The sequence below is a fragment of the Sphingomonas sp. BL2 genome (genome assembly GCF_056680015.1).
Window position 1 is genome coordinate 925,606 of record NZ_CM155261.1, and the last position, 23,476, is coordinate 949,081.

The following is a 23,476-nucleotide window of genomic DNA, read 5'->3' on the forward strand; positions in this document are numbered from 1 at the left end:
GTGCAGCAAACCTGATTTTGGTAAGAGCGGAGCCAATGTCGACCTGATAGGTTCGAACTTGCGTAACGGTCGAGGAAGGTGAGCATGCCCAGATACTTCTTCGATATCGACAACCATAAACACGTCAACGACGACGACGGCACGAACCTGACGGACGACGAGGAAGCACGCGTCCAGGCGGTGATCTTCGCGGGTGATTATCTCAGTGATCATCCGGGGATCGCACGCGACGGCCCCCGGTTCAGCGTGTCGGTGCGAAACGAGCAGGGCAGCGTTCTGCTGACGGTCATGGTGACGATCGACGAAACGAATTAGCCGAACGGTCGACCGTATTTCCCGCCACGCTGCCGATGGTGGCGCACGTAATTGTCATAACATGGGTTTTGTCGCCTCGCTCAATCCTGGGATAAGGTGCGTAGTGTCGCAACGCGCTATCTCAGAGAGGGTGACAGCGAGAAACGAGTGCTCCTGCACCGGATGCGGAGAGTGCACGTGGATATCTCCACCGTGACGGAAAAAGTGTTACGGAAATTCGAATCGCGGATGGCGATGGGTGCGGACGATCGCGCGCAGATCGCGGCGTTGCCGTTCAAGGTGCGGACGATCGATGCGTCGACCTATATGCTGCGCGAAGGCCAGCGTCCGACGCGCTGCGCGTTCATTCTCGACGGGCTGGCCTATCGACAGAAGCTGACGCCGAACGGCGAACGCGAGATCGTGTCGATCCTGATGCCGGGCGAGTTCGTCGATCTGCAGAACCTGTTCCTCGATGAATCCGACCATGACATCCAGGCGCTGACGCGGCTGACGCTGGCCGAAGTACCGATCGCGGCGCTGCGCCTTTTTATCGAGGCATGTCCGGCGGCGGGCCAAGCCTTGTGGATCGATGCGCTGGTCGAGTCATCGATCCACCGCGAGTGGCTGTTGAATGTCGGACGGCGCAATGCGCGCAGCCGACTGGCGCATCTGTTGTGTGAATTCTCGGTGCGGTTCCAGAAATCGACGATCGCCGATGCGATGGCGTATGAGCTGCCGATGACGCAAGAGCAGTTGGGCGATGCGCTTGGCCTCACACCCGTCCACGTCAATCGCGTGCTGAAATCGCTCGAGACCGACGGCCTGATCGCGCGCAAGAAGCGCCAGGTGAGCGTGATCGACTGGCCCCGCCTGCGCGATGCCGCCGAGTTCAACGAGCGCTATCTACACCTGGGTCAGATCCGGCGCTGACCCAGCCAAGAGTGCAGAAACGGGCCGAAGGTTGACTTTTCGACAGTGATACGCCAGATGGCCGCTATCGAGGCGTAATGCAGCGTGATTGGACCTTTACGGTCTTAGCTCCGCCTCGGTCGTTTCCAACGGGCTTCCCTTTTCACGCGGGGTGTCAAAACACCACCGCCCCTCGCGCGTCCTTGTGTGGATTCGCGAGCCCGGCATCTATTTGAGAGACTATTCATGTCATTTGCAAACCTCGGCCTTGCCGAGCCGCTCGTCCGTGCGCTCGAAGCCAAGGGCTATACCGAGCCGACGCCGATCCAGGCACAGTCGATCCCGATCCTGCTCGAGGGCGGCGACCTGCTCGGTATCGCGCAGACCGGCACCGGCAAGACCGCGGCGTTCGTGCTGCCGTCGATCCAGCGCCTGACCGAAACCCAGAAGCGCGTCCTGCCGACGCATTGCCGCATGCTGGCGCTCGCGCCGACGCGCGAACTCGCCAGCCAGATCGCCGACAGCGCGCGCGCCTACGGCCAGTTCAGCAAGATGTCGGTGACGACCGTGTTCGGCGGCACCAGCATCAACAAGAACCGCCAGGACCTGAGCCGCGGCGTCGACATCCTCGTCGCCACGCCAGGCCGCCTGATCGACCTGATCGAACAGGGCTTCTGCAACCTGTCGATGATCGAGATCCTCGTGCTCGACGAAGCCGACCAGATGATGGACCTCGGCTTCATCCACGCGCTGAAGAAGATCGTCCGCATGCTGCCGAAGAAGCGCCAGACTTTGTTCTTCTCGGCGACGATGCCGGTCGCGATCCGTGAGCTGGCCAGCCAGTTCCTGCTCGACCCGAAGACAGTGTCGGTGAAGCCGGCTGCGACCACTGCCGAGCGCGTCGACCAGTATGTCACCTTCTGCAACCAGTCGGAGAAGCAGGCGCTGCTGACGATCACGCTGGCCGATCCTGCGATCGACCGCGCGCTGGTATTCACGCGCACCAAGCATGGCGCCGACCGCGTCGTGAAGCTGCTCGCGGGCAACGGCATCGCCTCGAACGCGATCCACGGCAACAAGAGCCAGGGCCAGCGTGAGCGCGCACTCGGCGAGTTCAAGCAGGGCAAGGTCAAGGTCCTGATCGCGACCGACATCGCCGCACGCGGCATCGACGTCTCGGGCGTCAGCCACGTCATCAACTTCGAGCTGCCGAACGTCGCCGAGCAGTATGTCCACCGCATCGGCCGTACCGCGCGTGCAGGCGCCAGCGGCATCGCCGTCGCGTTCTGCGCGGATGACGAGAAGGCCTATCTGCGCGACATCGAGCGGATCACCCGCCAGAAGGTCCAGGTCCGGTCGCTGCCCGACGATTTCGTGAACCTGTCGAACCAGATCAAGCAGACGCGCGTCAAGACGATGGGCGCCGATCCCGAGGTCCGGATCGACCGTCCGCGCGATCCGGCACGTCCGCGCGCGACGCATTCGCCGCGGGCAACCGGTACGACCGGGCGCAACTATGCGGGTGCTAGCCGTGGTGGTCAGGGTGGCGGCGGCCAGGGTGGCGGCGGCGGTCGTCCGCAGGGCGGTGGTCGTTCTGGTGGTCAGGGCGGCGGTGGTCGTCCGGCTGGTGGCGGCGGTGGCCGTGGCCTGAGCCGCGGCGCGGGCCCGAGCTCGGCACGCTAAGGAGCATTCGTTCGCCTCGCGGGTTTGGTGTAGACCGGTCCCGCGAGGAGAATGCTCATGGACGTTTCCACTACACCTGTCGCCGAACGCGTCGCACGCGTGCTGGCGGGACAGCGGATCAGCGCGAATGCCGGCGGCGATGCCGAGTCGGCTTCGCGGCTGATCGATGCGGCTTGGGCGGATTATCTGCCCGATGCGCTGGCGGTGCTGAAGACGTTGCGCGAACCGGACAAGGCGATGGCTGCGGCGGGTGATCCTGCGGTTTGGGAAGCCATGATCCTTGCGGGGATCAAAGGCGCCAAGCCGGTGACGTTGGTCCTCTAATTCTTGTTGCCCCGCGAAGGCGGGGACCCAGTCTGGGCACCCGCCTTTGCGGGTGAACAAAATGGGGCCGACTGCACCCGGCTCTCACACACCACCCCGGCGAAGGCCGGGGCCCAGTTGGCAAGGCCGACGTAACGAAGCGATTCTATCTGATACAATCGTTTCCCAACTGGGCCCCGGCCTTCGCCGGGGTGGGGCTTGGTTTGCGGTAGCTCGAGGGCTGTCAGCAGATCGTCGTCAGCCATTCCGCTTCGTCCGCGCGCTCTGTGCGCAGAGCGTTGGCCGGTGCGCCCTTGTCCTCATACCCGATCGCCATGCCGCAGAAGGGCATGCGGTCTTCGGGCATGTCCAAGACCCTCCCGACCGTTTCCGGATACATCGCCCAGCATTCCTGCGGGCAGGTGGCGAGGCCGGCGTCTACCGCGAGCAACATCAGGTTTTGCAGGTACATGCCGAGGTCCGACCATTGCGGCGGGCCCATGCGCCGGTCGACCGTGCAGAAATAGGCGGCGGGGGCGCCGAAGAAATCGAAGTTTCGGGCGAACCATTTCTGCCGCGCCGGCTTGTCGTCGCGGGGGATGCCGAGGTGGGCGTACATCGCTTCGCCGACGGCGTAGCGGCGGTCTCGGTATGGGGCGACGAGGTCGCGAGGGTAGACGTCGTAGGCTGGGGTTTCGGTGGCGCCGGTGGCGAGTTTTTCGGCCATTATGGTCTTGAGCCGTGTCATCGCGTCGCCCTGGACTATGGCGATGTGCCAGGGTTGGAGGTTGCCGCCGGTTGCGGCTCGGGACGCTTTTATCGCGAGGTCGCGGAGGAGTGCGGGATTGACCGGGGTGCCGAGGAAGCCTCGGACGGAGCGGCGAGCGGCTATGGCTTCGGTCACGTCCATCAGCGTTTCCTATACACCCCCCGACTCCGTTCGGCCTGAGCGAAGTCGAAGGGCATGAGACTCAAGTGCTTCGACTTCGCTCAGCACGAACGGGGGGGGGTGGCGCTCCCCGCCCTATGATTACAGCACGAAGCGGCTGAGGTCGGTGTTGCGGGCGATTTCCTTCAGCTGGCTGTCGACGTACGCGCCGTCGATGACGAGGTTCGAGCCGCCGCGGTCTTCGGCGTTGTAGCTTACCTCCTCGAGCAGCTTTTCCATTACCGTCTGCAAGCGCCGCGCGCCGATATTCTCGATTTCGGAGTTCACCTCGGCGGCGATGCGCGCGATTGCGGCGATGCCGTCTTCGGTGAACTCGATGCCGACGCCTTCGGTGGCGATCAGCGCCTTGTATTGCAGCGGCAGCGACGCCTTGGTGTCCGACAGGATCGCGACGAAATCAGCCTCAGTGAGGCCCTTCAGTTCGACGCGGATCGGCAGGCGGCCCTGGAGTTCGGGGAGCAGGTCGCTCGGCTTGGCGACGTGGAACGCGCCCGAGGCGATGAAGAGGATGTGGTCGGTCTTCATCGGGCCGTACTTGGTCGCGACGGTGGTGCCCTCGATCAAGGGCAGCAGGTCGCGCTGGACGCCTTCGCGGCTGATCGAACCGCCGCGGCCGTCGGAGACCGCGATCTTGTCGATCTCGTCGAGGAAGACGATGCCGTTGGCTTCCGCGTCGGCCAGCGCCGCGCGGCTGACCTCGTCCTGGTCGAGGCGCTTGTCGGCCTCTTCCTCGACGAGCTTGTCCCAAGCCGCGTGGACCGTCAGTTTGCGCCGCTTCAACTGCTGTCCGCCGCCGAACGACTTCATCATCTCGCCGAGATTGATCATCTGCGGCGCGCCGCCGGGGATTTCGAACGGGGTGGTCGGCGCCTGCTCGACCTCGATCTCGACTTCGGCGGAGTTCAGATGACCGTCGAGGAAGCGCTGCTTGAAGCTTTCGCGCGTCGCGGTGCTCGAATCCTTGCCGACCAATGCGTCGAGCAGGCGACCCATCGCCGCTTCTTCGGCCTTGTCCTTGACGGCGACGCGACGGCGTTCCTTTTCGAGGCGGATGGCTTCCTCGACGAGGTCGCGGGCGATCTGCTCGACGTCGCGGCCGACATAGCCAACCTCGGTGAACTTGGTCGCCTCGACCTTCACGAACGGCGCGTCGGCGAGCTTGGCGAGGCGGCGGCTGATCTCGGTCTTGCCGCAGCCGGTCGGTCCGATCATCAGGATGTTCTTGGGCGTGACCTCGTCGCGGAGGTCTTCGCTGAGCTGCTGGCGGCGCCAGCGGTTGCGCATCGCGACCGCGACCGCGCGTTTCGCGGCGGCCTGGCCGATGATGTGGGCGTCGAGCGCGGCTACGATTGCCTTCGGGGTGAGCTGGTCGTTCATTTTGTTACCTTCTCCCCTCCCGCTCGGGAGGGGTCGGGGGAGGGCGTGGCAGCAGCGGAAGGCGTGGGTGGGCTGTATTTCAGCCCCTCCCCTAACCCCTCCCGCAAGCGGGAGAAGGAATTACGTGGTCGAATCCATCGTTTCGACCGTGAGGCGGTCGTTGGTGTAGACGCAGAGCTCGGACGCGATGCCCATCGCCTTGCGGCACAACACCTCCGCATCGGTCTCGTATTCTACCAGCGCTCGGGCCGCGGCGAGCGCGTAGTTGCCGCCGGAGCCGATCGCGGCGACGCCGTTTTCGGGTTCGAGGACGTCGCCGTTACCGGTGAGGATCAGCGTGACGTCCTTGTCGGCGACGATCATCATCGCTTCGAGGTTGCGGAGGAACTTGTCGGTGCGCCAGTCCTTGGCGAGCTCGACCGCGGCGCGCAGCAGCTGGCCCTGGTGCGCTTCGAGTTTGCGTTCGAGGCGTTCGAACAAGGTGAAGGCGTCCGCGGTCGCGCCGGCGAATCCGCCGATGACGCTGCCGTCACCGAGGCGGCGGACTTTGCGCGCGTTGGGTTTCATGACGGTCTGGCCCATCGAGACCTGGCCGTCGCCGATCACGACGACCTTGCCGCCGCGGCGGACCGAGAGGATCGTGGTGCCGTGCCATGTCGGCATGGCGTGGGGGTCGTTGCTCATAGGCGCGATGTAGGGTTTGGTTTTGGGGGCGCAACGCCCTGCCCTCCTCCGTCAACCTGACGAAAGTCAGGACCCAGGGTAACGGGCCCCTACGCTCTTGGCTCTGGATCCTGACTTTCGTCAGGATGACGGAAGCGGGAGGTCAGCGCCCTTTCCCCCATTCCCGGGCGACCGTGTAGCCGAGGTAGCCGGTGCCGAAGAGCGCGTAGAGGGGTTCGGGGATTGCGTTCAAATACGCCGCCATGCCGGCCGCGATCGCTTGCGCCGTTTGTGGGCGGACGGCGGCGATCAGGCCGGCGGGGATCGCGCCGAGCAGCAAGGTGTACATCACGTAGAGGAACGTCGGTCGGGCTCGGGTGATCCAGGGATCTGGTGCGGGATCAAGGGGTTGCGGGGTCATTGGCTGCCTCCGGCAAAAGTGAAGTATAGGAAGTGTAGACGCTGGGAGCGTTTCGCCGGTGCGTCAGGTGCGGTTGGCGAGCCAGCCGTAGAGGAAGGCTTCGTTCGCGGGACGGGTCTCGGCGAGCGCGACGTAGCGTTCGCCTTGGAGGGCCTCGATCGCTTTCAGGAGCACGGTTTCGCCGCCGGGTTTGCGGCGGGCTAGGAAGGAGTCGAGCGCGGTGAGCGTGGCGGAGCCGATGCGGCCGTCCAGGATCATGTCCGGGTAGTCGGTGGCGCCGCGGTTGAGCGCATTGAGCGCGCGCTGAAGGAAGGTGGTGGCGACTGCGGGGCCCATGTTGATGCCGGTGTCGAAGAGTTCTTCGGCGATTTTCGGGGCTCGGGGGGCGATCTGGTCGAAGGCCGGGCGGGTCCAGTAGAGGCGGTAGTAGATGGTTTCCGCCTGGTCGCGGGGGAAGTTGCGCATGTCTCCGGGGTAGCCGTTGGTGCGGGCTACCGCTTGGGTGATGCCGTAGCGTGTGGGGCCGCCTCTGTCTGCCGGGTGGTTGGTATAGCCGCCTTCGCGGTCGATGACTGCTTCGATGAGGTGGTCGATGGTCATGGCTGGCTCCCGGTTTTGTTGGGGGCGAACGAACCATATTGGTTCGCTGTAGGACAGGGGAATTTGGCGGTTCTTCGATCCTCCCCCGCTAGGGGGAGGTGGCTGGCGCTTGCCAGACGGAGGGGGAGGACACGCAACGCAGGTGACCGCTTGCCTCCCCCTCCGTCACCTTCGGTGCCACCTCCCCCTTGCGGGGGAGGATTGCTGGGTTGCGCACCGCCCCGGCGGAGGCCGGGGTCCAATTGGGGGACGGTGCTGACGGAGGACGGCGCTTCGTTATGTCCGACGTTCCAATTGGGCCCCGGCCTTCGCCGGGGTGGTGCTGCGATGGGATGGTGCTGTGGTGTGGGGTGCCGGGTCGCGGTCGCCCCCGCCCCCGCCCACCCCAAACCGACGCTACGTCCGCGCGGGGTTGGCGGATTGGTGCGCCTAAGGCTATGCGCTCCCTTGAACATTCGCCGCGGGCTCTGTCTGCGCGCTCAACCCGGTCGCCGCCGCGGCCGACAGGTTAGGAAGACCATGGAAGACGATTTCCGCAAAGCCGCGCTCGATTATCACCGCTATCCCAAGCCCGGTAAGCTCTCGGTCGAGGCGACCAAGCGGATGGCGACGCAGCGCGATCTGGCGCTCGCCTACTCGCCGGGCGTTGCCGCCGCGTGCGAGGAAATCGCCGCGGATCCGGACAAGGCGCGCGACTATACCGCGCGGGGCAATCTGGTCGCCGTGATCACCAACGGGACCGCGGTGCTGGGGCTCGGCGCGATCGGTGCGCTGGCGTCGAAGCCGGTGATGGAGGGCAAGGCGGTGCTCTTCAAGAAATTCGCCGGGATCGACTGTTTCGACATCGAGATCGACCAGCTCGATCCGCAGGCGTTCATCGAGGCGGTCCGCGTGCTCGAGCCGACCTTCGGCGGGATCAATCTCGAGGATATCAAGGCACCGGAATGCTTCGAGATCGAGACGAAGCTGCGCGAACTGATGAATATCCCGGTGTTCCATGACGACCAGCACGGCACCGCGATCGTCTGTGCCGCCGCGGTCCGCAACGTGCTCGAACTACGCGGCAAGCGGCTCGACCAGATGAAGCTGGTGACGTCGGGCGCCGGCGCGGCGGCGCTCGCGACGGTCGACCTGCTCGTGTCGATGGGGCTCAATCCCGAAAACGTCACGCTGACCGATATCGCCGGCGTCGTGCACAAGGATCGCGGCGACGTGATGCCGCCGAACATGGCGCGGTACGCGCGGACGACCAACGCGCGGACCCTGCCGGACGTTCTGGAGGGGGCGGACATCTTCCTCGGGCTGTCGGCGCCGCGCGTGCTGAAGCAGGAATGGCTGCACCTGCTCGCACCCGATCCGCTGATCCTGGCGCTGGCGAACCCCGAGCCCGAGATCCAGCCGGCGCTGGTCCATGCGACCCGGCCCGACGCGATCATCGCCACTGGCCGCTCGGATTTTCCGAACCAGGTCAACAACGTGCTGTGCTTCCCGTTCATCTTCCGCGGGGCGCTCGACGTCGGCGCGACCGAGATCAACGAGGCGATGAAGGTCGCGGCGGTCGACGCGATCGCGGCCCTGGCACGCGCGACCGCGTCCGACGTGGTTGTCACTGCTTACGGTGGCGCAACGCCGGTGTTCGGGCCGACCTACATCATCCCCAAGCCGTTCGATCCGCGGCTAATCCTGCATGTCGCACCGGCGGTGGCGAAGGCGGCGATGGATTCCGGCGTGGCGACGCGGCCGATCGAGGATTTCGACGCGTATCTGCGTGATCTCGAAGTGTTCGTGTATCGCTCGGGCCAGCTGATGCGGCCGATCTTCGCGCGCGCCAAGCAGGCGGGGCGCTCGATCGCGTATGGCGAGGGCGAGGACGACCGCACGCTGCGCGCGGTGCAGACGGTGATCGACGAGGGAATCGGGCGGCCGGTGCTGATCGGTCGGCGCGAGGTGATCGCCGAGAAGATCCAGTCGAGCGGGTTGCGGATGGCGATCGGCACCGACGTCGAGGTGCTCGACCCGGGGACCGATCGCGAAGTGTTCGATCCGCTGCTCGCCGGGTATAACGCGCTGGTCGGCCGTCGCGGATCGCCGCCCGACAGCGCCGAGCGGGCGCTGCGGACTCGGCCGAGCGTGGCGGCGGCGATGCTGCTGCGCGAGGGCCGCGTCGATGCGGCCTTGTGTGGTGGCATCGGCGACTGGTGGACGCAGATGACCTACGTCATGCCGCTGATCCCGCGGATGCCGGGCGTCTCGCGTCTGTATGCGATGTCCGCGGTGATCCTGCGGACCGGCAGTCTTTTCTTCTGCGATACGCACGTGACGGTCGATCCGACTGCCGAGCAGATCGCCGAGATGACGTTGCTGGCGGCCGAGGCGGTGCGCGCGTTCGCGATCGAGCCGAAGGCGGCGTTGCTGTCGCATTCAAGCTTCGGTGCGTCGCGGTCGCCCTCGGCGCAGAAGATGCGCGCGGGGCATGCTTTGCTCAAGGAGTTCGCGCCCGAGTTCGAGTTCGACGGCGAGATGCACGGCGATGCGGCGCTGTCGGAGGCGCTGCGGCGGCGGCTGGTCGCGGACAGTCCTTTGACCGGCTCGGCGAATCTGTTGGTGATGCCGAACATCGACGCGGCGAACATCGCGGTGTCGCTGTTGTCGGCGTCGACCGAGTCGCTGCCGCTGGGGCCGATGCTGCTGGGGCTCGCCAAGCCGTTGCAGATGATGGTGCCGAGCGTGACGGCGCGGGGGATCGTGAATCTGAGTGCTGTAGCCGTCGGTCATGCGGCGACGGTGAGCGAGACTGCCTGACCTCTAACGGTTCTCCCGCGAAAGCGGGAGCCCAGGGTTGCGGGCGGCAGCGTTCGTGATCCTGGGCCCCCGCGTTCGCGAGGGAACAAGGAGGTTTGCCAAGACCTGATCGGCTGGCTGTCGTTCATCGATGCAAGAAAATGGTCGGAGCGACAGGATTCGAACCTGCGACCCCCACACCCCCAGTGTGGTGCGCTACCAGGCTGCGCTACGCTCCGACCGAACGGGCCGCATAGCAGCCCGAGCCGCGCGCTCTACGCAGGGTCGGCGTGCGATGCAAGTCGCAACGCCGCTTGGCCGCAAGAATTGCCTCAGTCGCCCATCAGCGTGCGCCAGAAGCTGCCGTCATACGCCTTCACGCTGACCTGCTCGATGGTGTACGCGCGCAGGGCGCGACCGAATGCCTTCTGGTGTTCGGCCTGGCCGTGCGCGGCGATCGCCTCGGGACTCGCCCAGCGTTCGGATATCCGGATCAGGTCGGGATCGACCAGGTCGAGCGCGAGATTGTAGAACTCGCAGCCGTCTTCCGCGGCGCAGGCGGCCATGTGCGCGATCAGCGTATCGGCGATCTTCGCGCCTTCGCCTGCGGCCAGCTTGATATGTCCCATTACCAGAATCATCGCATCTCTCCTGTTTCGTGCCGGTTTCGTCGCAACTTCGTCGTAGTCTCTACACGAACCGTCCGCGCCTGCGTCAGTTGCACGCGACACCAAGCGATGATAGCGGGCGGACCAATGCGACCGGCCGCGCGGCGCGCGAACCGAGCCACCCTTCACAGATACGGAACTCCATGTTCATCTCACCAGCATACGCCCAGGCCGCAGACGGCGCCGCCACGACGGCGGGAGGCGGGATCGCCTCGTTCCTGAGCCTCGCGCCGCTCTTCCTCGTGTTCGTCGTGTTCTATTTCCTGATGATCCGCCCGCAGCAAAAGCGCATGAAGGCGCTGCAGGCGTCGGTCGCGGCGGTGAAGAAGAACGACAGCGTCGTGACCTCGGGCGGGATCCTGGGCAAGGTGACCAAGGTCGAGGATAACGTCGTCGAGGTCGAGATCGCGCCGAATGTCCGCGTGCGCGTCGTCAAGGCGACGCTGACCGACATCACCAGCCCGAACACGAAGCCGGCGAACGACTGATGCTCGACTTCCCGCGCTGGAAAATCGGGTCGATCATCGGGTTGCTGGCGGCATTGTGCCTGCTGGCGATCCCGAGCTTCCTCCCCGAGAGCACCACGAGCCAATGGGGGCGGATTCCGCATCCGCACATCAACCTCGGGCTCGATCTCGCCGGCGGCAGCTATCTGCTGCTCGAGGCGGATACCGCCGACCTCGCCGCGACGCGGATCGAGGCGATGCGCGACAGCGTCGCGGGGACGATGCGCAACGGGACGCCGCGGATCGAGATCGGCGACATTTCGACGCGGGGCGGCCAGCTGACCTTCCTGCTGCGTGACCCGAGCCAGGTCGACGCGGCGCGTGAGCGCCTGCTGGCGATCACCGGCGGTGGCGCCGGGATGAGCGGCCAGCGCGAGTGGGACATCAACGTCGTCGACACGAGCCGGTTCGTGCTCAAGCCGACCCAGGCCGGCCTGACCCAGGCGGTCGACACCGCGATGAAGGATGCGACCGAAGTCGTCCGTCGTCGTATCGACGCGCTCGGCACCAAGGAGCCGACGATCGTTCGCCAGGGCGCGACGCGGATCGTGGTGCAGGTGCCGGGCCTGAAGAACCCGCAGGCGCTGAAGGAGCTGATCGGCAAGACCGCCAAGCTCGAGTTCAAGCTGGTCGACGAGACTGCGAATCCGGCCGACCTGGTCAAGGGGATCGCCCCGGTCGGCAGCCAGGTGCTGCCATATCCGGGCAATCCGCGCGGCGTGCCGTTCATCGCGGTCAAGCGATCGGTGATCATCTCGGGCGACCAGCTCGCCGATGCGCGCCAGGAGTTCGAACCGCAGACCAACGCGCCGCAGGTGGCGATCACGTTCGACGCGGTCGGTGGCCGACGCTTCGCCAAGGTGACGACCGAGAACACTAACAAGCCGTTCGCGATCATCCTCGACAATTCGGTGATCTCCGCGCCGAACATCAACGAGCCGATCCTGGGCGGTCGCGCGTCGATCTCGGGCAACTTCACCGTCGAGTCGGCGAATGCGCTGGCGATCTCGCTGCGGTCGGGCAAGCTGCCGGTCAATTTGAAGACGATCGCCGAGAGCACCGTCAGCCCCGATCTCGGCAAGGATTCGATCCGCGCCGGCGTGCTGGCATCGATCGTCGCCGCGCTGCTCGTGATCGTGTTCATGTTCGTCACCTACGGACGGTTCGGCCTGTATGCGAACCTCGCGGTGGTCATCAACATCCTGGTCATCGTCGCGGTCATGGCGATGTTGAACGCGACGCTGACGCTGCCCGGTATCGCCGGGTTCGTGCTGACGATCGGGACCGCGGTGGATGCCAACGTGCTGATCAACGAGCGTATTCGCGAGGAGCGGCGCCGCGGGCGTAGCGTCGTCCAGTCGGTCGAGCTAGGCTACAAGGAAGCATCGCGGACGATCTTCGAGGCGAACGTGACGCACGCCATCACCGGCGTGATCATGCTGCTGCTCGGCTCGGGTCCGGTGAAGGGCTTCGCGGTCGTGCTGTTGATCGGGATCTGCACGTCGGTGTTCACCGCCGTCACGTTCACGCGGATGATGGTCGCGCTGTGGCTGCGGAAGAACCGCCCCACCACGATCAATATTTGAGGCGGGAGACAACAATGCGCCTGCTGAAACTCGTTCCCGACAACACGAACCTCAAGTTCGTCTCGCTCCGCAAATGGGCGTTCGGGCTGACCCTGATCCTCTCACTTCTCGCGGTAGGCCTTGTCGCATTCCGCGGCCTGAACATGGGTGTCGATTTCGTCGGCGGCGTCCTGATCGAACAGAACTTCGCGACGCCGCCTTCTATCGAGGCAGTCCGAACCGAGGTCGACCGGCTCGGCGTCGGCGAGGCATCGATCCAGTCGTTCAGTGATCCCAAGACGCTGTCGATCCGACTGCCATTGCCGGAAAGCGGTGACGAAGGCGCAACCAACCGACTGGTGAAGAAGGTTTCGGACGACATCGTCGCGAAATTCCCAGGCTCGACGTTCTCGAAATACGACACGATCTCGGGCAAGGTCTCCGACGAACTGATCACCAAGGGCTTGCTCGCGGTCGGCCTTTCGATCCTGGGCATTGCGCTTTTCGCAGTCGTCCGGTTCGAATGGCAGTTCGGCGTCTCGACCATCGTTGCGATCGTCCACGATCTGTTGATGACGCTCGGCTTTTTCGCGCTGATGCGGGATTATTTCGAGGTCGACCTGAACATCGTCGCGGCGGTGCTGACGATCATCTCGTACTCGATCAACGACAAGATCGTGATCGACGACCGTATCCGCGAGAACATGCGCCGGTATCGGAAGATGGACATGCGCGAGATCATCGACCTGTCGGTGAACGAGACGCTGCCGCGTACCGTGATGACGTCGGTGACGATCCTGCTCGCGCTGGTCGCGATGCTGGTACTGGGCGGCCACGTGCTGCGCGGGTTCACCGCGGCGATGATCCTCGGCATCGTCGTCGGCACGTACTCGTCGATCTACGTGTCGTCGTCGCTGCTGATCACGCTGGGGCTGCGGGCCGATCCTGCGCCGCGCAAGGGCGGCGTGCAGGACGGTGCCGAGCGGGTTGGTCCGAAGGTCGAGCGTTGATCTTCGAGCGCTCGTCATTCCCGCGGAGGCGGGAACCCATAGTGGCTGGCGTCGCGATCGAGTCGCTGGCGGTTGCCAATATGGATCCCCGCCTTCACGGGGGTGACGGGGTTTTGTCATGAGGATGGACCGCGAGAAGACCGATGGGCCGATGATCTCGGCGATCGGTCGGGCTGGGTTCAAGGTCGATGACGGGTATTACACCGCTCTGCTGATCAGTCCCGAGCGGGTGGATGGCTGGGAGCCGCCGGCGTTCGAGGCTCTCGGCGAGGCGGACGTGGCGGTGTTGCTGGCGCTCGATCCGCCGCCGGAGTTTCTGTTGCTGGGTACCGGTTCCGCGCTTCGCCAGCCACCGCTTGCGTTCAAGAAGGCGGTCGAGGCGCGGGGGTTTGGGATCGAGGCTATGGATAGCCGTGCTGCCGCTCGGGCTTGGGCGGTTCTGCGTGGCGAAGGTCGCTGGATCGTGGCGGCGCTGTACCCGCTCGAGGGGTGATCTGAGACTGCTGATCCTCCCCCGCTAGGGGGAGGTGGCTGGCACTTGCCAGACGGAGGGGGAGGAAAGGTGAAACCGCCGTTCCGTGCCCTCCCCCTCCGTCACCTTCGGTGCCACCTCCCCCTGGCGGGGGAGGATTCTAGATTTAGTGATTCGCGGCGAGCGTCGTCAGGTGCTCGTAGAGCGCGGCGGTGTTGGCTTCCCAGGTGAAGCTGGCGACTGTGGCGCGTGTTGCATGGGGCGGCGGCGGATCGGCCAGTAGGGCGCCGATCGCGGCGGCGAAGGCAAGCGGGTCGCCGATCGTGACGCGGCCTGCCTCGGGGGATGTCACCACGTCATGCGCGCCGCCGGCGTCGGTGATGACGATCGGAGTACCGCAGGCGAGCGATTCGACCCAGGCGTTGGCCAGGCCTTCGGACTCGGAGGCAAGCGCGCTGACATCGGCAGCGGCGATCAGCTTCGAGATTTCGGCATGCGGCACGGCGCCGAGCAGGCGGACGCGGTTGGCTATGCCGAGGCGTGCGATCTGCGCTTCCAGTGTCGCGCGCGCGGGGCCCTGCCCTGCGATCAAGAGCGTGACGCCGGGGAGTGCGGCGACCGCGTCGATGACGATGTCGTGGCCCTTGCGCGGGATCAGCGCGCCGACCGAGACGACCAGTGGGCCGGCGACACCGAGGGCTGCCTTGGCGGCGGCGCGGTCGACGGGATGGAAGCGATCCTGGTCGACGCCGGTGTGGTGGACGCGGATGCGATCGGCGGGCAAGCCTATCGCGACCATGTCGGCCTTCATCGCGGCGCTGACTGCGAGCATGCCCGCGGCGTTGCGGCCTGCGTCGCGGACCTGCGCGGCGGTGGCGGGCGCGTTGCCCCAGATGTGGATGTCGGAGCCGCGCGCCTTGATCGAGACGGGGACGCCGTAGCGCTCGCCGAGTGCGACCGCGGCGGGACCGTCGGGGAAGAAGAACGAGGCGTCTATGACGTCGAACGCGAAGTCTTCGCGGATCGCGTCGAGGACGGGGATGAGCGCGCGCTGCAACGCTGCGGCGTGATGGCGGCCCTGGAGGAACGGGCGGACCGTGAAGCGCGGACGGTGGAGGTCGATGCCTTTCCAGCGTTCGTGTGTCGGCAGCGTGGCGAGGGTCGCGTAGTGACCGAGGTGGCGGAGCGGGCCTGGCGGGAGGCCTATCGGTGCTACCGCTTGCAATGACACGTCGGGGTGCGCGGCGAGGCCGAGCGTCTGGCGTTCGACGAAGACGCCGAAATTGGGGCGGGTCGCATCCGGGAACAGGGTGGAGAGGGTTAGGATGCGGAGCATGGTCTGGGGGTTACAGGGGGTGGGTTAATGCGGGGTGAGTTTGGGGGCTCGATGTCGTGGAACGCGAACTTGCTCACAAGACGCCACCCCGGCGGAGGCCGGGGCTCAGTTGGGGGACGTAGCTAACGGAGCGTGGTTCTCCATTATTGCCACCTTTCCACCTGGGCCCCGGCCTTCGCCGGGGTGGTGGTGGTTGGGGTGGCGTTTGCCCTCAACCACTTGTTTCCCCGTGAAGGCGGGGACCCAAACTGGGCTCCCGCCTTCGCGGGAGAACAAGGAGGTGCGGGCAACGTAGGCAGCCGTGGCGCTTCGCTCAGATCCGTTTCGCCAGCGGATACGCGAACAGCACGTCGGCATCCGCGCTCGTCGAGACCGTCTCGCTGCCGGTCATCGTCGCACACTCACCAGCCTTGAACGCGACGCCAGCGACATCGCCCGAGCCGGTGATCGGGATTACCCAGCCGGTCGTGTCCTCGGGCAGGTTGACGACGTGGTCGCCGCCCTTCCAGCGCTCGAGCACGAACTTGGGGCCCTCGACCATGATCGTGCGGCCGGTCTCGACTTCGATCGGCGGCGCGACGGGGACGTAGGGCGTGGGGTCGGCGACCTCGATGCCGTCCTTGAGGTGAAGCTCGCGGTCGCTGCCGTAATCGTAGAGGCGGTAGGTGGTCTCAGAGTTCTGCTGGACTTCGATCACCGTCACGCCACCGCCGATCGCGTGGATCGTGTCCGACGCGCAGTACAGGAAATCGCCTGCCTTGACCGGCTTCCAATCGAGCTTGTCCTCGATCGTGCCGTCGATCGCCGACTGACGCAGTTCGTCCTTCGAGATCGGCTGCTTGGTGCCGACCGCGATCGTCGAGGTCGGCTCGGCGGCGAGGACCGTCCAGCACTCGTCCTTGCCGCGCGGCAGGCCGCGAGCATGTGCCTGTTCGTCGTTGGGATGGACCTGGACCGACAGCTTCTCGCTGGTGAACAGGTATTTGATCAGCAGGTCGGGCGTGGTGTTGCCGGGCTCCTGGAACCAGACTTCGCCGATCGGCGGCGTACCGGGGGCGGCATCCTCGAACCCGGGCCAGAGCGTGTCGCGACCCCAGGGCTTCTCGACGCGGTGGGTATGCAGCAGGGTGGCGGGCATGGGATATCCTCGACTGGAATGACGGGTCGGCAACGCACGACTATTGCCGTGTGATCCGGCTCACGGAAACCCCCCATGGTCGGCAACCGCGGAGCCGGTATTAAGGCGCCGAACGGGGGTGGCGAAAGGGATTGTTCGCGAAGCCCCGCATACGCTAAGGACAACGCCGATGCGTATCCCCCAGTCCCTTCCGAGCATGTCGCGTGCCTTTGCTGTCACGCTCATCGCAGCGCTTGCGCTCCCCATGGCCGGTTGTGCGGGTCGTTCCGCCAAGGGCGACCTTCCTTACGTCGCGCGTGACGTGGGAACGCTGTACTCGACCGCCAAGGCACGGCTCGATCAGGGGCGCTACAAGGAGGCGGCACAGCTGTTCGACGAGGTCGAGCGCCAGCATCCCTATTCGATCTGGGCGCGCCGTGCGCAGATCATGTCGGCGTTCAGCTATTACCTCGCCAAGGATTACACCGCGTCGATCAGCTCGGCGCAGCGTTTCCTCGCGGTGCATCCAGGTAACCGCGACGCGCCCTACGCCTATTACCTGATCGCGCTCGGCTATTACGAGCAGATCACCGACGTGACGCGTGACCAGAAGATTACGCGCCAGGCGCTCGATTCGCTCGGCGAACTGATGCGCCGCTATCCGAACACGCGCTATGCGTCGGATGCGCGGCTGAAGATCGATCTGGTCAACGACCATCTCGCCGGCAAGGAGATGGAGATCGGGCGGTTCTACGAGACGCGCGGGCAGTGGCTCGCAGCGAACGGCCGGTTCCGCACCGTGATCGACAAGTTCCAGCAGACCACGCACACGCCCGAGGCGCTGATGCGGCTGACCGAGACGTATCTACAGCTCGGCGTGCCGATCGAGGCCGAGAAGGCCGCCGCGGTGCTGGGTCGCAACTATCCGGGCACCGACTGGTATGATCACGCCTACAAGCTGATGCAGGACCATCCGGTGAAGCCGATCGCACCGCTGGCGCCGGGTGAAGTTCCCGTGCCGACCGGTACGGCAGGCGCGCCCGCGACCGGCCCGATCGAGATTCCCAAGGTCAAGGGTGACTCCGGCGGCACCGGCGCCGGCAGCGTTGCGACGCCTGCACCGGTTGGTCCGGGCAGCGCGACGCGGACGACGCCTGGGACCTGAGCCCGACGAATACGAGAACAATTGGGGATCAACATCCCATGCGAATGGTTTAGGACGCGCGTGATGTTGACAGACCTTTCCATTCGCGACGTGGTGCTTATCGAGGCGCTGGATCTGGGATTCGGCGAAGGACTCGGCGTGCTGACCGGCGAGACCGGCGCGGGCAAGTCGATCCTGCTCGACGCGTTGGGGCTGGCGCTGGGCGGCCGTGGCGACAGCGGGCTGGTGCGGCATGGCGCTGCTCAGGCTGTCGTGACCGCGACGTTCGATGCCCCTGCCCCCGAGTCGCCACTCGCGCTGTTGTTCGACGAGAACGGGCTGGAGATCGAGCACGGCGAACCGCTGATCGTAAAGCGCATCGTCAAGGCGGATGGGGGCAGTCGCGGGTTCGTCAACGACCAGCCGGCGTCGGCGGGGCTGCTGCGCGAGATGGCGCCGCATCTGGTCGAAATCCACGGGCAGCATGACGAACGCGGGCTGCTGAATGCGCGCGGGCATCGGGCGCTGCTCGACATCTTCGGGCGGACCGAGCCTGGGGCTACCGGGAAGGCGTACGCTGCGTTTCGGGCCGCCGAAGCGGAGTTGGCGGCGGCTCGCGCGGATATCGAAACGGCGGCGCGGGATCGCGAATGGCTCGAGCATACGGTTGCCGAGCTGACCGCGTTGGCGCCTGTCGCGGGCGAGGAGGAGACGCTGGCGGATACGCGGCGGTCGATGCAGCGCGCGGAGAAGATCGCGGACGACTTGGCGGCGATCGACGATTTCCTCGAGGGCAAGGACGGCGGGATGGCGAAGCTGCGCCAGGCCGCCCGCGTGCTCGAGCGCATTGCGGAGGATCATGTCGCGCTCGGCAATGCGCTGGCGGCGGTCGATCGCGCGGTGATCGAGGCTTCGGTGGCGGAGGAGAGCTTGCGCGATGCGCGGGCGGACATGGCGTATGACCCACGCGCGCTGGAGGATGACGAGGCGCGGTTGTTCGAGCTTCGGGCGATGGCGCGCAAGCACCGCGTGCAGCCGGACGACCTGGCGGCGCTGGCGGACGAGATGCGCGCGCGGCTGGAACGGCTCGATGCGGGCGAAGGCGGGATTGCGAAGATCGAGGCGCGGGTGGCGGCGGCGCGGAAGGCATTCGATGCGGCGTCGGATGCTTTGACGAAGCGGCGGTTGGCGGCAGCGAAACGCCTCGACGTGGCGGTGGCAGGCGAGTTGGCGCCGTTGAAGCTGGACGCAGCTCGGTTCCAGACGGTGGTGGCGCCGCTTGGTGAAGAGGGCTGGTCGGCGGCGGGCAAGGACCGGGTCGAGTTCGAGATCTCGACCAATCCGGGTGCGCCGTTCGCGGCGCTGACCAAGATCGCATCGGGCGGCGAATTGTCGCGCTTCATCCTCGCGCTGAAAGTGGCACTGGCGGAGGAAGGCGGCGCGTCGACGATGGTGTTCGACGAGATCGACCGCGGCGTCGGTGGCGCCGTAGCGAGCGCGATCGGCGAGCGACTCGCGCGGCTGGCGCTGAGCACGCAGCTGCTGGTGGTGACGCACAGCCCGCAGGTTGCGGCGCGCGGGGCGAAGCATCTGCTGATCGCGAAGAGCAGCGACGGCACGGTCACGCGGACCGGCGTGCGGGCTTTGAGCGAGGAGGAGCGTCGGGAAGAGATCGCGCGGATGTTGTCCGGCGCGCAGATTACGGATGAGGCGCGGGCTCAGGCGGAGCGGCTGCTGGAGCGGGCTTAACGCGCTCAGGTTAAAGCCAAATAACCACTATCGTTCCCCCGCGAAAGCGGGGGCCAGGATACCACCCACGGCATCCGTGACCCTGGCCCCCCCCCGTTCGTGGGAGAACGGTGCCGCGAAAGGCTGATCTCAGGGCATCGCCTGCCGCGGGTGACCCAAGTGGATCTTCAGCACTGGCACGACGATGTAATCGCCGCCGACTTTGCGCAGGCCGTGCAGCGCCCGGCTGCCGAACGCGCCGTCTTCGTGGATCACCGCACGGACCGGTGCCTGTTCGGTGTGGATCATGTCGTCGAGCCCGGCGGCACTGGCGTCGGATCGCGGCCATAGCGATTGCTGGACGCGGTCGTCGGCGGACGAATCGTCGTTCCAGTCGTATCCAATCGCCGGGGCCGGCTTAGGGGAGACGTGAGTCTGCTGGGCGGCGGCGGGGGCGGCAAAGACCATGGTGATCATCATAGCGGCTGTTTTCATCGCACCCCCGATTTCACCCCGGAAGGCCGGGGCCCGGTTGGGAAAGTTTAGTTGGGGAACACGGTGCTCCCTTACAACGACCCTGCCAACTGGGCCCCGGCCTTCGCCAGGATGATGGGCGAATTCAGGACGCGCCGGTGCCGCCGTTCGCGCCGAAGAAGCTGCCAGTGGTGTAGCTGTCGCTCGGGTCCGCCAGCGCAACGTAGAGACCCGCCAGTTCGGCTGGCTGGCCGGCGCGGCCGAGTGGCGTATCCTGGCCGAATTCACCCATCTTGCCCGGCAATTGCCCGCCCGCGACCTGCAAGGGCGTCCAGATCGGGCCCGGCCCTACCGCGTTGACGCGGATGCCCTGCTTGGCGAGTTGCTTCGCGAGCGCCTTGGTGAAGATCAGGATCGCGCCCTTGGTCGAGGCATAATCGAGCAACTCCTTCTCGGGGCTGACCGAGTTGACCGAGGCGGTGTTGATGATCGACGCGCCCGGCTTCATCAGCGGGATCGCCGCCTTGCAGAGGTGGAACATCGCGTAGACGTTCGTCTTCATGGTGCGATCGAACTGCTCGAAGCTGATCTCGGCGATCGAGTCCTTCGACTGCTGGTAGGCCGCGTTGTTGACGAGGACGTCGAGCCCGCCAAGCTCGCGATTGGCGCGCGCGATCAGGTCGTTGCAGAATTTCGCATCGGTCAGGTCGCCGGGGATCAGGACGACCTTGCGCCCCTCCGCACGAAGCAACTTAGCGACGTCCTGCGCATCCGGCTCTTCGGTCGGATAGTAGTTGATCGCGACGTCGGCGCCTTCACGCGAGAACGCTATGACGGCCGCACGACCGATCCCCGAATCGCCGCCGGTGACGAGTGCCTTGCGTCCCGCTAGGCGGCCTGAGCCGCGGTAGCTCGCCTCACCGCAATCCGGAACCGGGTGCATGTTGCGCTGGAGCGCGGGCCATTTCTGGCGCTGTTCGGGGAAGGGTTGCGAGGGATATTTGGTCTTCGGATCGGCGAGTGGCGCAGCACCTTGCGCGAATGCGGGTGCGGCGGCGGCGGCGAGGCCGGTGACGGCGGCGCCCTTGAAGAGGTCTCGACGGCTGGTGTCTGTCATGATCATGTTTCCCTGAAAATGCCTTGGGATGTCAGCGCGCAAGTCGGGCGAATGTTCACGCCATGTTGATCCAGGTCTTGTCGAAAGGTGGCGCCCTCCCCTAACCCGGCACGATGCCCGACCTTCCCGCGACCGAGATCGAAGCCGCCGCCGAGTTGGAGACGCTCGCCGCGCAGATCGCGTATCATAACGCGCGCTATCACACCGACGACGCGCCCGAGATCAGCGACGCAGACTATGACGCGCTGGTGCGGCGCAATGCGGCGCTCGAGGCGGCATTTCCGGCGGCGGTGCGGACCGATTCGCCGAGCCGGACCGTCGGTGCTGCACCCGCGGGGCACCTCGCGAAGGTCGCGCATGCCAAGGCGATGATGAGCCTCGACAACGCGTTTGCGGACGAGGAGGTCGAGGAGTTCGTCGCGCGTGTCCGCCGGTTCCTGAAACTGGCGGACGACGCACCGGTGGCGCTGACCGCCGAGCCGAAGATCGACGGGCTGTCGTGTTCGCTGCGGTATGAGGACGGACGCCTCGTGCAGGCCCTCACGCGTGGCGATGGCCAGGTCGGCGAGGACGTGACGGCCAACGTCCGTACCATCGGCGACATCCCCCAACAGTTGAAGGGTGAAGCGCCCCCGATCTTCGAGGTTCGCGGAGAGGTGTATATGGCGAAGGACGACTTCGCCGCCTTGAACGCGCGCCTGCTCGCCGAAGCGGAGGAGAGCGGCAAGGACGCGCGGCAATTCGCCAATCCGCGCAATGCCGCAGCCGGGTCGCTCCGCCAGAAGGACGCGAGCGTCACCGCAAGCCGGACGCTGCGGTTCCTTGCGCATGGCTGGGGCGAGGCGAGCGTCGTGCCGGGCGAGACACAGGCCGAGGTCGTCGACACCTTGCGCGGCTGGGGTTTCCCGATCGCCGAAGGGTTCGCGCGGGTCGAAGGAACGGTCGCGGCGCTCGACGTGTACCGCAAGATCGAAGCCGAGCGCGCCGATCTGCCGTTCGATATCGACGGCGTGGTCTACAAGGTCGATCGGCTCGACTGGCAGGCACGATTGGGTCAGGTCGCCAAGGCGCCGCGCTGGGCGATCGCGCACAAGTTTCCGGCCGAGCGTGCGCAGACTTTGCTCGAAAAGATCGACATCCAGGTCGGGCGCACCGGCGCGATGACTCCGGTCGCGCGCCTCTCGCCGGTCACCGTCGGCGGCGTCGTCGTGACCAACGCGACGCTGCACAATGCCGACGAGATCGAGCGACTCGGCGTGCGCCCCGGCGACCGCGTGCTGGTCCAGCGCGCCGGCGACGTGATCCCGCAGATCGTCGAGAACCTGACCCCGGACGCCGAGCGCGAGGCGTATGTCTTCCCGCATGTCTGCCCCGAATGCGGGTCCGCGGCAGAGCGCGAGGAAGGCGAGGTCGTCTATCGCTGCACCGGCGGGCTGATCTGCCCGGCGCAGCGCGTCGAGCGGTTGATCCATTTCGCCTCGCGTCACGCGTTCGACATCGGCGGGCTCGGCCAGACGCTGATCGAGGCGTTCTTCTGCGACGGGCTGATCGAGTCGCCTGCCGACATCTTCCGCCTGACCGAGGAGCAACTCGCCGCGCGCAAGAAGGACGGGCGGGTGTGGGCGGCGAAGGTCATCGCGGCGATCGAGACCAAGCGGACGATCCCGCTCGACCGGTTCCTGTTCTCGCTCGGCATCCGCCACGTCGGCGAGATTACCGCGCGTGACCTTGCGCGACGCTATGTGTCCGCGCGCGCGCTCGGCACGGTGCTACGCCACGCGGTGTTCCTGCGCAGCCAGATCGAACCCGTCATCGGCGAACCCGAGCGGAAATTCGTGCTCCGTCGCGACAAGCTGCTGGTCGGTGCGATCGAGACGGCGGGGATCGGCCCCGAGGTCGCCAGCGCGCTCGTCGGATTCTGCGCCGAGCCGCACAACCGCCGAGTCGTGTTCGACCTGTTGCGCGAAGTGAAGCCCGCGGACGTCGTGCACGAAACCCGCGAGTCGCCCGTGACGGGCCAGATCCTGGTCTTCACCGGCAGCCTCGAAACGCTGAGCCGCGACGAGGCAAAGGCGCAGGCGGAAGCGCTCGGCGCCCGCGTCGCCGCGTCGGTGTCGAGCAAGACCGGTCTCGTCATCGCTGGCCCCGGTGCAGGATCGAAGCTCAAGAAAGCCACCGACCTCGGCATCCGCGTGATCACCGAAGCCGAATGGGCCGCGATAGTCGCCGCCAGCTAGGCCCGGACCACACTCTCCGCATTGGTTCCACCTGCCCCGAAAGGGTTCGATTCCGTTGCTTTTTTGCAACGCACCATGACCGAGTGTGTCTGTGACACTTCCCGACTCGCCAATGTCAC

At 66.1% G+C, this 23,476-nt stretch carries 21 protein-coding genes, 1 tRNA gene and 1 pseudogene; 12 read left to right on the forward strand and 11 right to left on the reverse strand.

All coding sequences use genetic code 11. The annotated features are described in order from the left end of the window. Positions 1 to 84 precede the first annotated feature (84 nt). The 4 genes from AC1ME3_RS04135 (at position 85) to AC1ME3_RS04150 (ending at position 3,213) form a co-directional block, all read left to right on the forward strand. Positions 85 to 315 carry a DUF6894 family protein gene (locus AC1ME3_RS04135; RefSeq protein WP_480954975.1) on the forward strand — a complete coding sequence of 77 codons (231 nt, stop codon included), beginning with the start codon at positions 85 to 87 and terminating at the stop codon, positions 313 to 315. Positions 316 to 492: 177 nt separating this feature from the next. Beyond that, the gene (locus AC1ME3_RS04140; protein WP_480954976.1) at positions 493 to 1,227 is read left to right on the forward strand and encodes a Crp/Fnr family transcriptional regulator; all 735 of its coding nucleotides are present in this window, start codon (positions 493 to 495) and stop codon (positions 1,225 to 1,227) included. A gap of 225 nt (positions 1,228 to 1,452) precedes the next feature. After that, positions 1,453 to 2,889, forward strand: a complete 1,437-nt coding sequence (locus AC1ME3_RS04145; RefSeq protein WP_480954977.1) for a DEAD/DEAH box helicase — start codon at positions 1,453 to 1,455, stop codon at positions 2,887 to 2,889. Positions 2,890 to 2,946: 57 nt separating this feature from the next. Beyond that, on the forward strand, positions 2,947 to 3,213 hold the full coding sequence (locus AC1ME3_RS04150; protein ID WP_480954978.1) for a hypothetical protein: 267 nt from the start codon (positions 2,947 to 2,949) through the stop codon (positions 3,211 to 3,213). A 223-nt stretch (positions 3,214 to 3,436) separates the two neighbouring features. Here the strand turns inward: AC1ME3_RS04150 and AC1ME3_RS04155 are convergent, their stop codons facing one another. From AC1ME3_RS04155 to AC1ME3_RS04175, 5 genes and pseudogenes are all read right to left on the reverse strand, one after another. Continuing rightward, the gene (locus AC1ME3_RS04155; RefSeq protein WP_480954979.1) at positions 3,437 to 4,102 is read right to left on the reverse strand and encodes a nitroreductase; all 666 of its coding nucleotides are present in this window, start codon (positions 4,100 to 4,102) and stop codon (positions 3,437 to 3,439) included. 120 nt (positions 4,103 to 4,222) lie between these two features. Further along, positions 4,223 to 5,518 carry an ATP-dependent protease ATPase subunit HslU gene (hslU, locus tag AC1ME3_RS04160; RefSeq protein ID WP_121904380.1) on the reverse strand — a complete coding sequence of 432 codons (1,296 nt, stop codon included), beginning with the start codon at positions 5,516 to 5,518 and terminating at the stop codon, positions 4,223 to 4,225. A 120-nt stretch (positions 5,519 to 5,638) separates the two neighbouring features. Continuing rightward, the gene (gene hslV / locus AC1ME3_RS04165) at positions 5,639 to 6,181 is read right to left on the reverse strand and encodes an ATP-dependent protease subunit HslV (RefSeq protein WP_056066793.1); all 543 of its coding nucleotides are present in this window, start codon (positions 6,179 to 6,181) and stop codon (positions 5,639 to 5,641) included. A 163-nt stretch (positions 6,182 to 6,344) separates the two neighbouring features. Further along, a pseudogene (locus AC1ME3_RS04170) lies at positions 6,345 to 6,578 on the reverse strand (3TM-type holin); the annotation flags it as partial. Between the two features lie 87 nt (positions 6,579 to 6,665). Continuing rightward, positions 6,666 to 7,202, reverse strand: coding sequence for a glycoside hydrolase family 108 protein (locus AC1ME3_RS04175; protein WP_480954980.1), 537 nt, complete (start codon positions 7,200 to 7,202; stop codon positions 6,666 to 6,668). Between the two features lie 519 nt (positions 7,203 to 7,721). Here AC1ME3_RS04175 and AC1ME3_RS04180 point away from each other — a divergent pair. Beyond that, a complete protein-coding gene (locus AC1ME3_RS04180) occupies positions 7,722 to 10,004 on the forward strand; it encodes an NADP-dependent malic enzyme (protein ID WP_480954981.1) in 2,283 nt (760 codons plus the stop codon). A gap of 141 nt (positions 10,005 to 10,145) precedes the next feature. Here AC1ME3_RS04180 and AC1ME3_RS04185 read toward each other — a convergent pair. Both AC1ME3_RS04185 and AC1ME3_RS04190 read right to left on the reverse strand, forming a co-directional pair. Continuing rightward, positions 10,146 to 10,222 (reverse strand) — tRNA-Pro (locus tag AC1ME3_RS04185). Positions 10,223 to 10,315: 93 nt separating this feature from the next. Then, positions 10,316 to 10,624: a putative quinol monooxygenase gene (locus AC1ME3_RS04190; protein ID WP_480954982.1), complete on the reverse strand. Its 309-nt coding sequence runs from the start codon at positions 10,622 to 10,624 to the stop codon at positions 10,316 to 10,318. A gap of 170 nt (positions 10,625 to 10,794) precedes the next feature. Between AC1ME3_RS04190 and yajC the strand changes: the two genes are divergently transcribed. The 4 genes from yajC to AC1ME3_RS04210 all read left to right on the forward strand — a co-directional run bounded on the left by yajC (position 10,795) and on the right by AC1ME3_RS04210 (position 14,225). Next, positions 10,795 to 11,139 carry a preprotein translocase subunit YajC gene (gene yajC, locus AC1ME3_RS04195; protein WP_056066746.1) on the forward strand — a complete coding sequence of 115 codons (345 nt, stop codon included), beginning with the start codon at positions 10,795 to 10,797 and terminating at the stop codon, positions 11,137 to 11,139. Further along, on the forward strand, positions 11,139 to 12,743 hold the full coding sequence (secD, locus tag AC1ME3_RS04200) for a protein translocase subunit SecD (protein ID WP_107954621.1): 1,605 nt from the start codon (positions 11,139 to 11,141) through the stop codon (positions 12,741 to 12,743). The genes yajC and secD overlap by 1 nt, the downstream gene beginning before the upstream one ends. Before the next feature lie 14 nt (positions 12,744 to 12,757). After that, on the forward strand, positions 12,758 to 13,732 hold the full coding sequence (secF, locus tag AC1ME3_RS04205; RefSeq protein ID WP_056066739.1) for a protein translocase subunit SecF: 975 nt from the start codon (positions 12,758 to 12,760) through the stop codon (positions 13,730 to 13,732). 118 nt (positions 13,733 to 13,850) lie between these two features. Next, a complete protein-coding gene (locus AC1ME3_RS04210; protein ID WP_480954983.1) occupies positions 13,851 to 14,225 on the forward strand; it encodes an Mth938-like domain-containing protein in 375 nt (124 codons plus the stop codon). Positions 14,226 to 14,370: 145 nt separating this feature from the next. Here the strand turns inward: AC1ME3_RS04210 and AC1ME3_RS04215 are convergent, their stop codons facing one another. Both AC1ME3_RS04215 and AC1ME3_RS04220 read right to left on the reverse strand, forming a co-directional pair. Beyond that, positions 14,371 to 15,540 (reverse strand): glycosyltransferase, encoded by a 1,170-nt coding sequence (locus tag AC1ME3_RS04215; protein ID WP_480954984.1) that lies wholly within the window; start codon positions 15,538 to 15,540, stop codon positions 14,371 to 14,373. A gap of 313 nt (positions 15,541 to 15,853) precedes the next feature. Next, positions 15,854 to 16,678: a class I mannose-6-phosphate isomerase gene (locus AC1ME3_RS04220; protein WP_480954985.1), complete on the reverse strand. Its 825-nt coding sequence runs from the start codon at positions 16,676 to 16,678 to the stop codon at positions 15,854 to 15,856. Between the two features lie 244 nt (positions 16,679 to 16,922). On the opposite strand from AC1ME3_RS04220, the gene AC1ME3_RS04225 reads away from it, so the two are divergent. Then, entirely contained in the window at positions 16,923 to 17,822 is a 900-nt protein-coding gene (locus tag AC1ME3_RS04225) for an outer membrane protein assembly factor BamD (protein ID WP_480954986.1), read from the forward strand. A 63-nt stretch (positions 17,823 to 17,885) separates the two neighbouring features. Further along, positions 17,886 to 19,550 carry a DNA repair protein RecN gene (gene recN, locus AC1ME3_RS04230; protein ID WP_480954987.1) on the forward strand — a complete coding sequence of 555 codons (1,665 nt, stop codon included), beginning with the start codon at positions 17,886 to 17,888 and terminating at the stop codon, positions 19,548 to 19,550. Positions 19,551 to 19,679: 129 nt separating this feature from the next. On the opposite strand, the gene AC1ME3_RS04235 is transcribed toward recN, so the two are convergent. Together AC1ME3_RS04235 and AC1ME3_RS04240 are read right to left on the reverse strand one after the other, a co-directional pair. Next, a complete protein-coding gene (locus AC1ME3_RS04235) occupies positions 19,680 to 20,024 on the reverse strand; it encodes a hypothetical protein (protein WP_480954988.1) in 345 nt (114 codons plus the stop codon). A gap of 124 nt (positions 20,025 to 20,148) precedes the next feature. Further along, the gene (locus AC1ME3_RS04240; protein WP_480954989.1) at positions 20,149 to 21,120 is read right to left on the reverse strand and encodes an SDR family oxidoreductase; all 972 of its coding nucleotides are present in this window, start codon (positions 21,118 to 21,120) and stop codon (positions 20,149 to 20,151) included. A gap of 113 nt (positions 21,121 to 21,233) precedes the next feature. Here AC1ME3_RS04240 and ligA point away from each other — a divergent pair, with 113 nt between their 5' ends. Beyond that, positions 21,234 to 23,357, forward strand: a complete 2,124-nt coding sequence (ligA, locus tag AC1ME3_RS04245) for an NAD-dependent DNA ligase LigA (protein WP_480954990.1) — start codon at positions 21,234 to 21,236, stop codon at positions 23,355 to 23,357. The last annotated feature ends 119 nt before the right edge of the window (positions 23,358 to 23,476 follow it).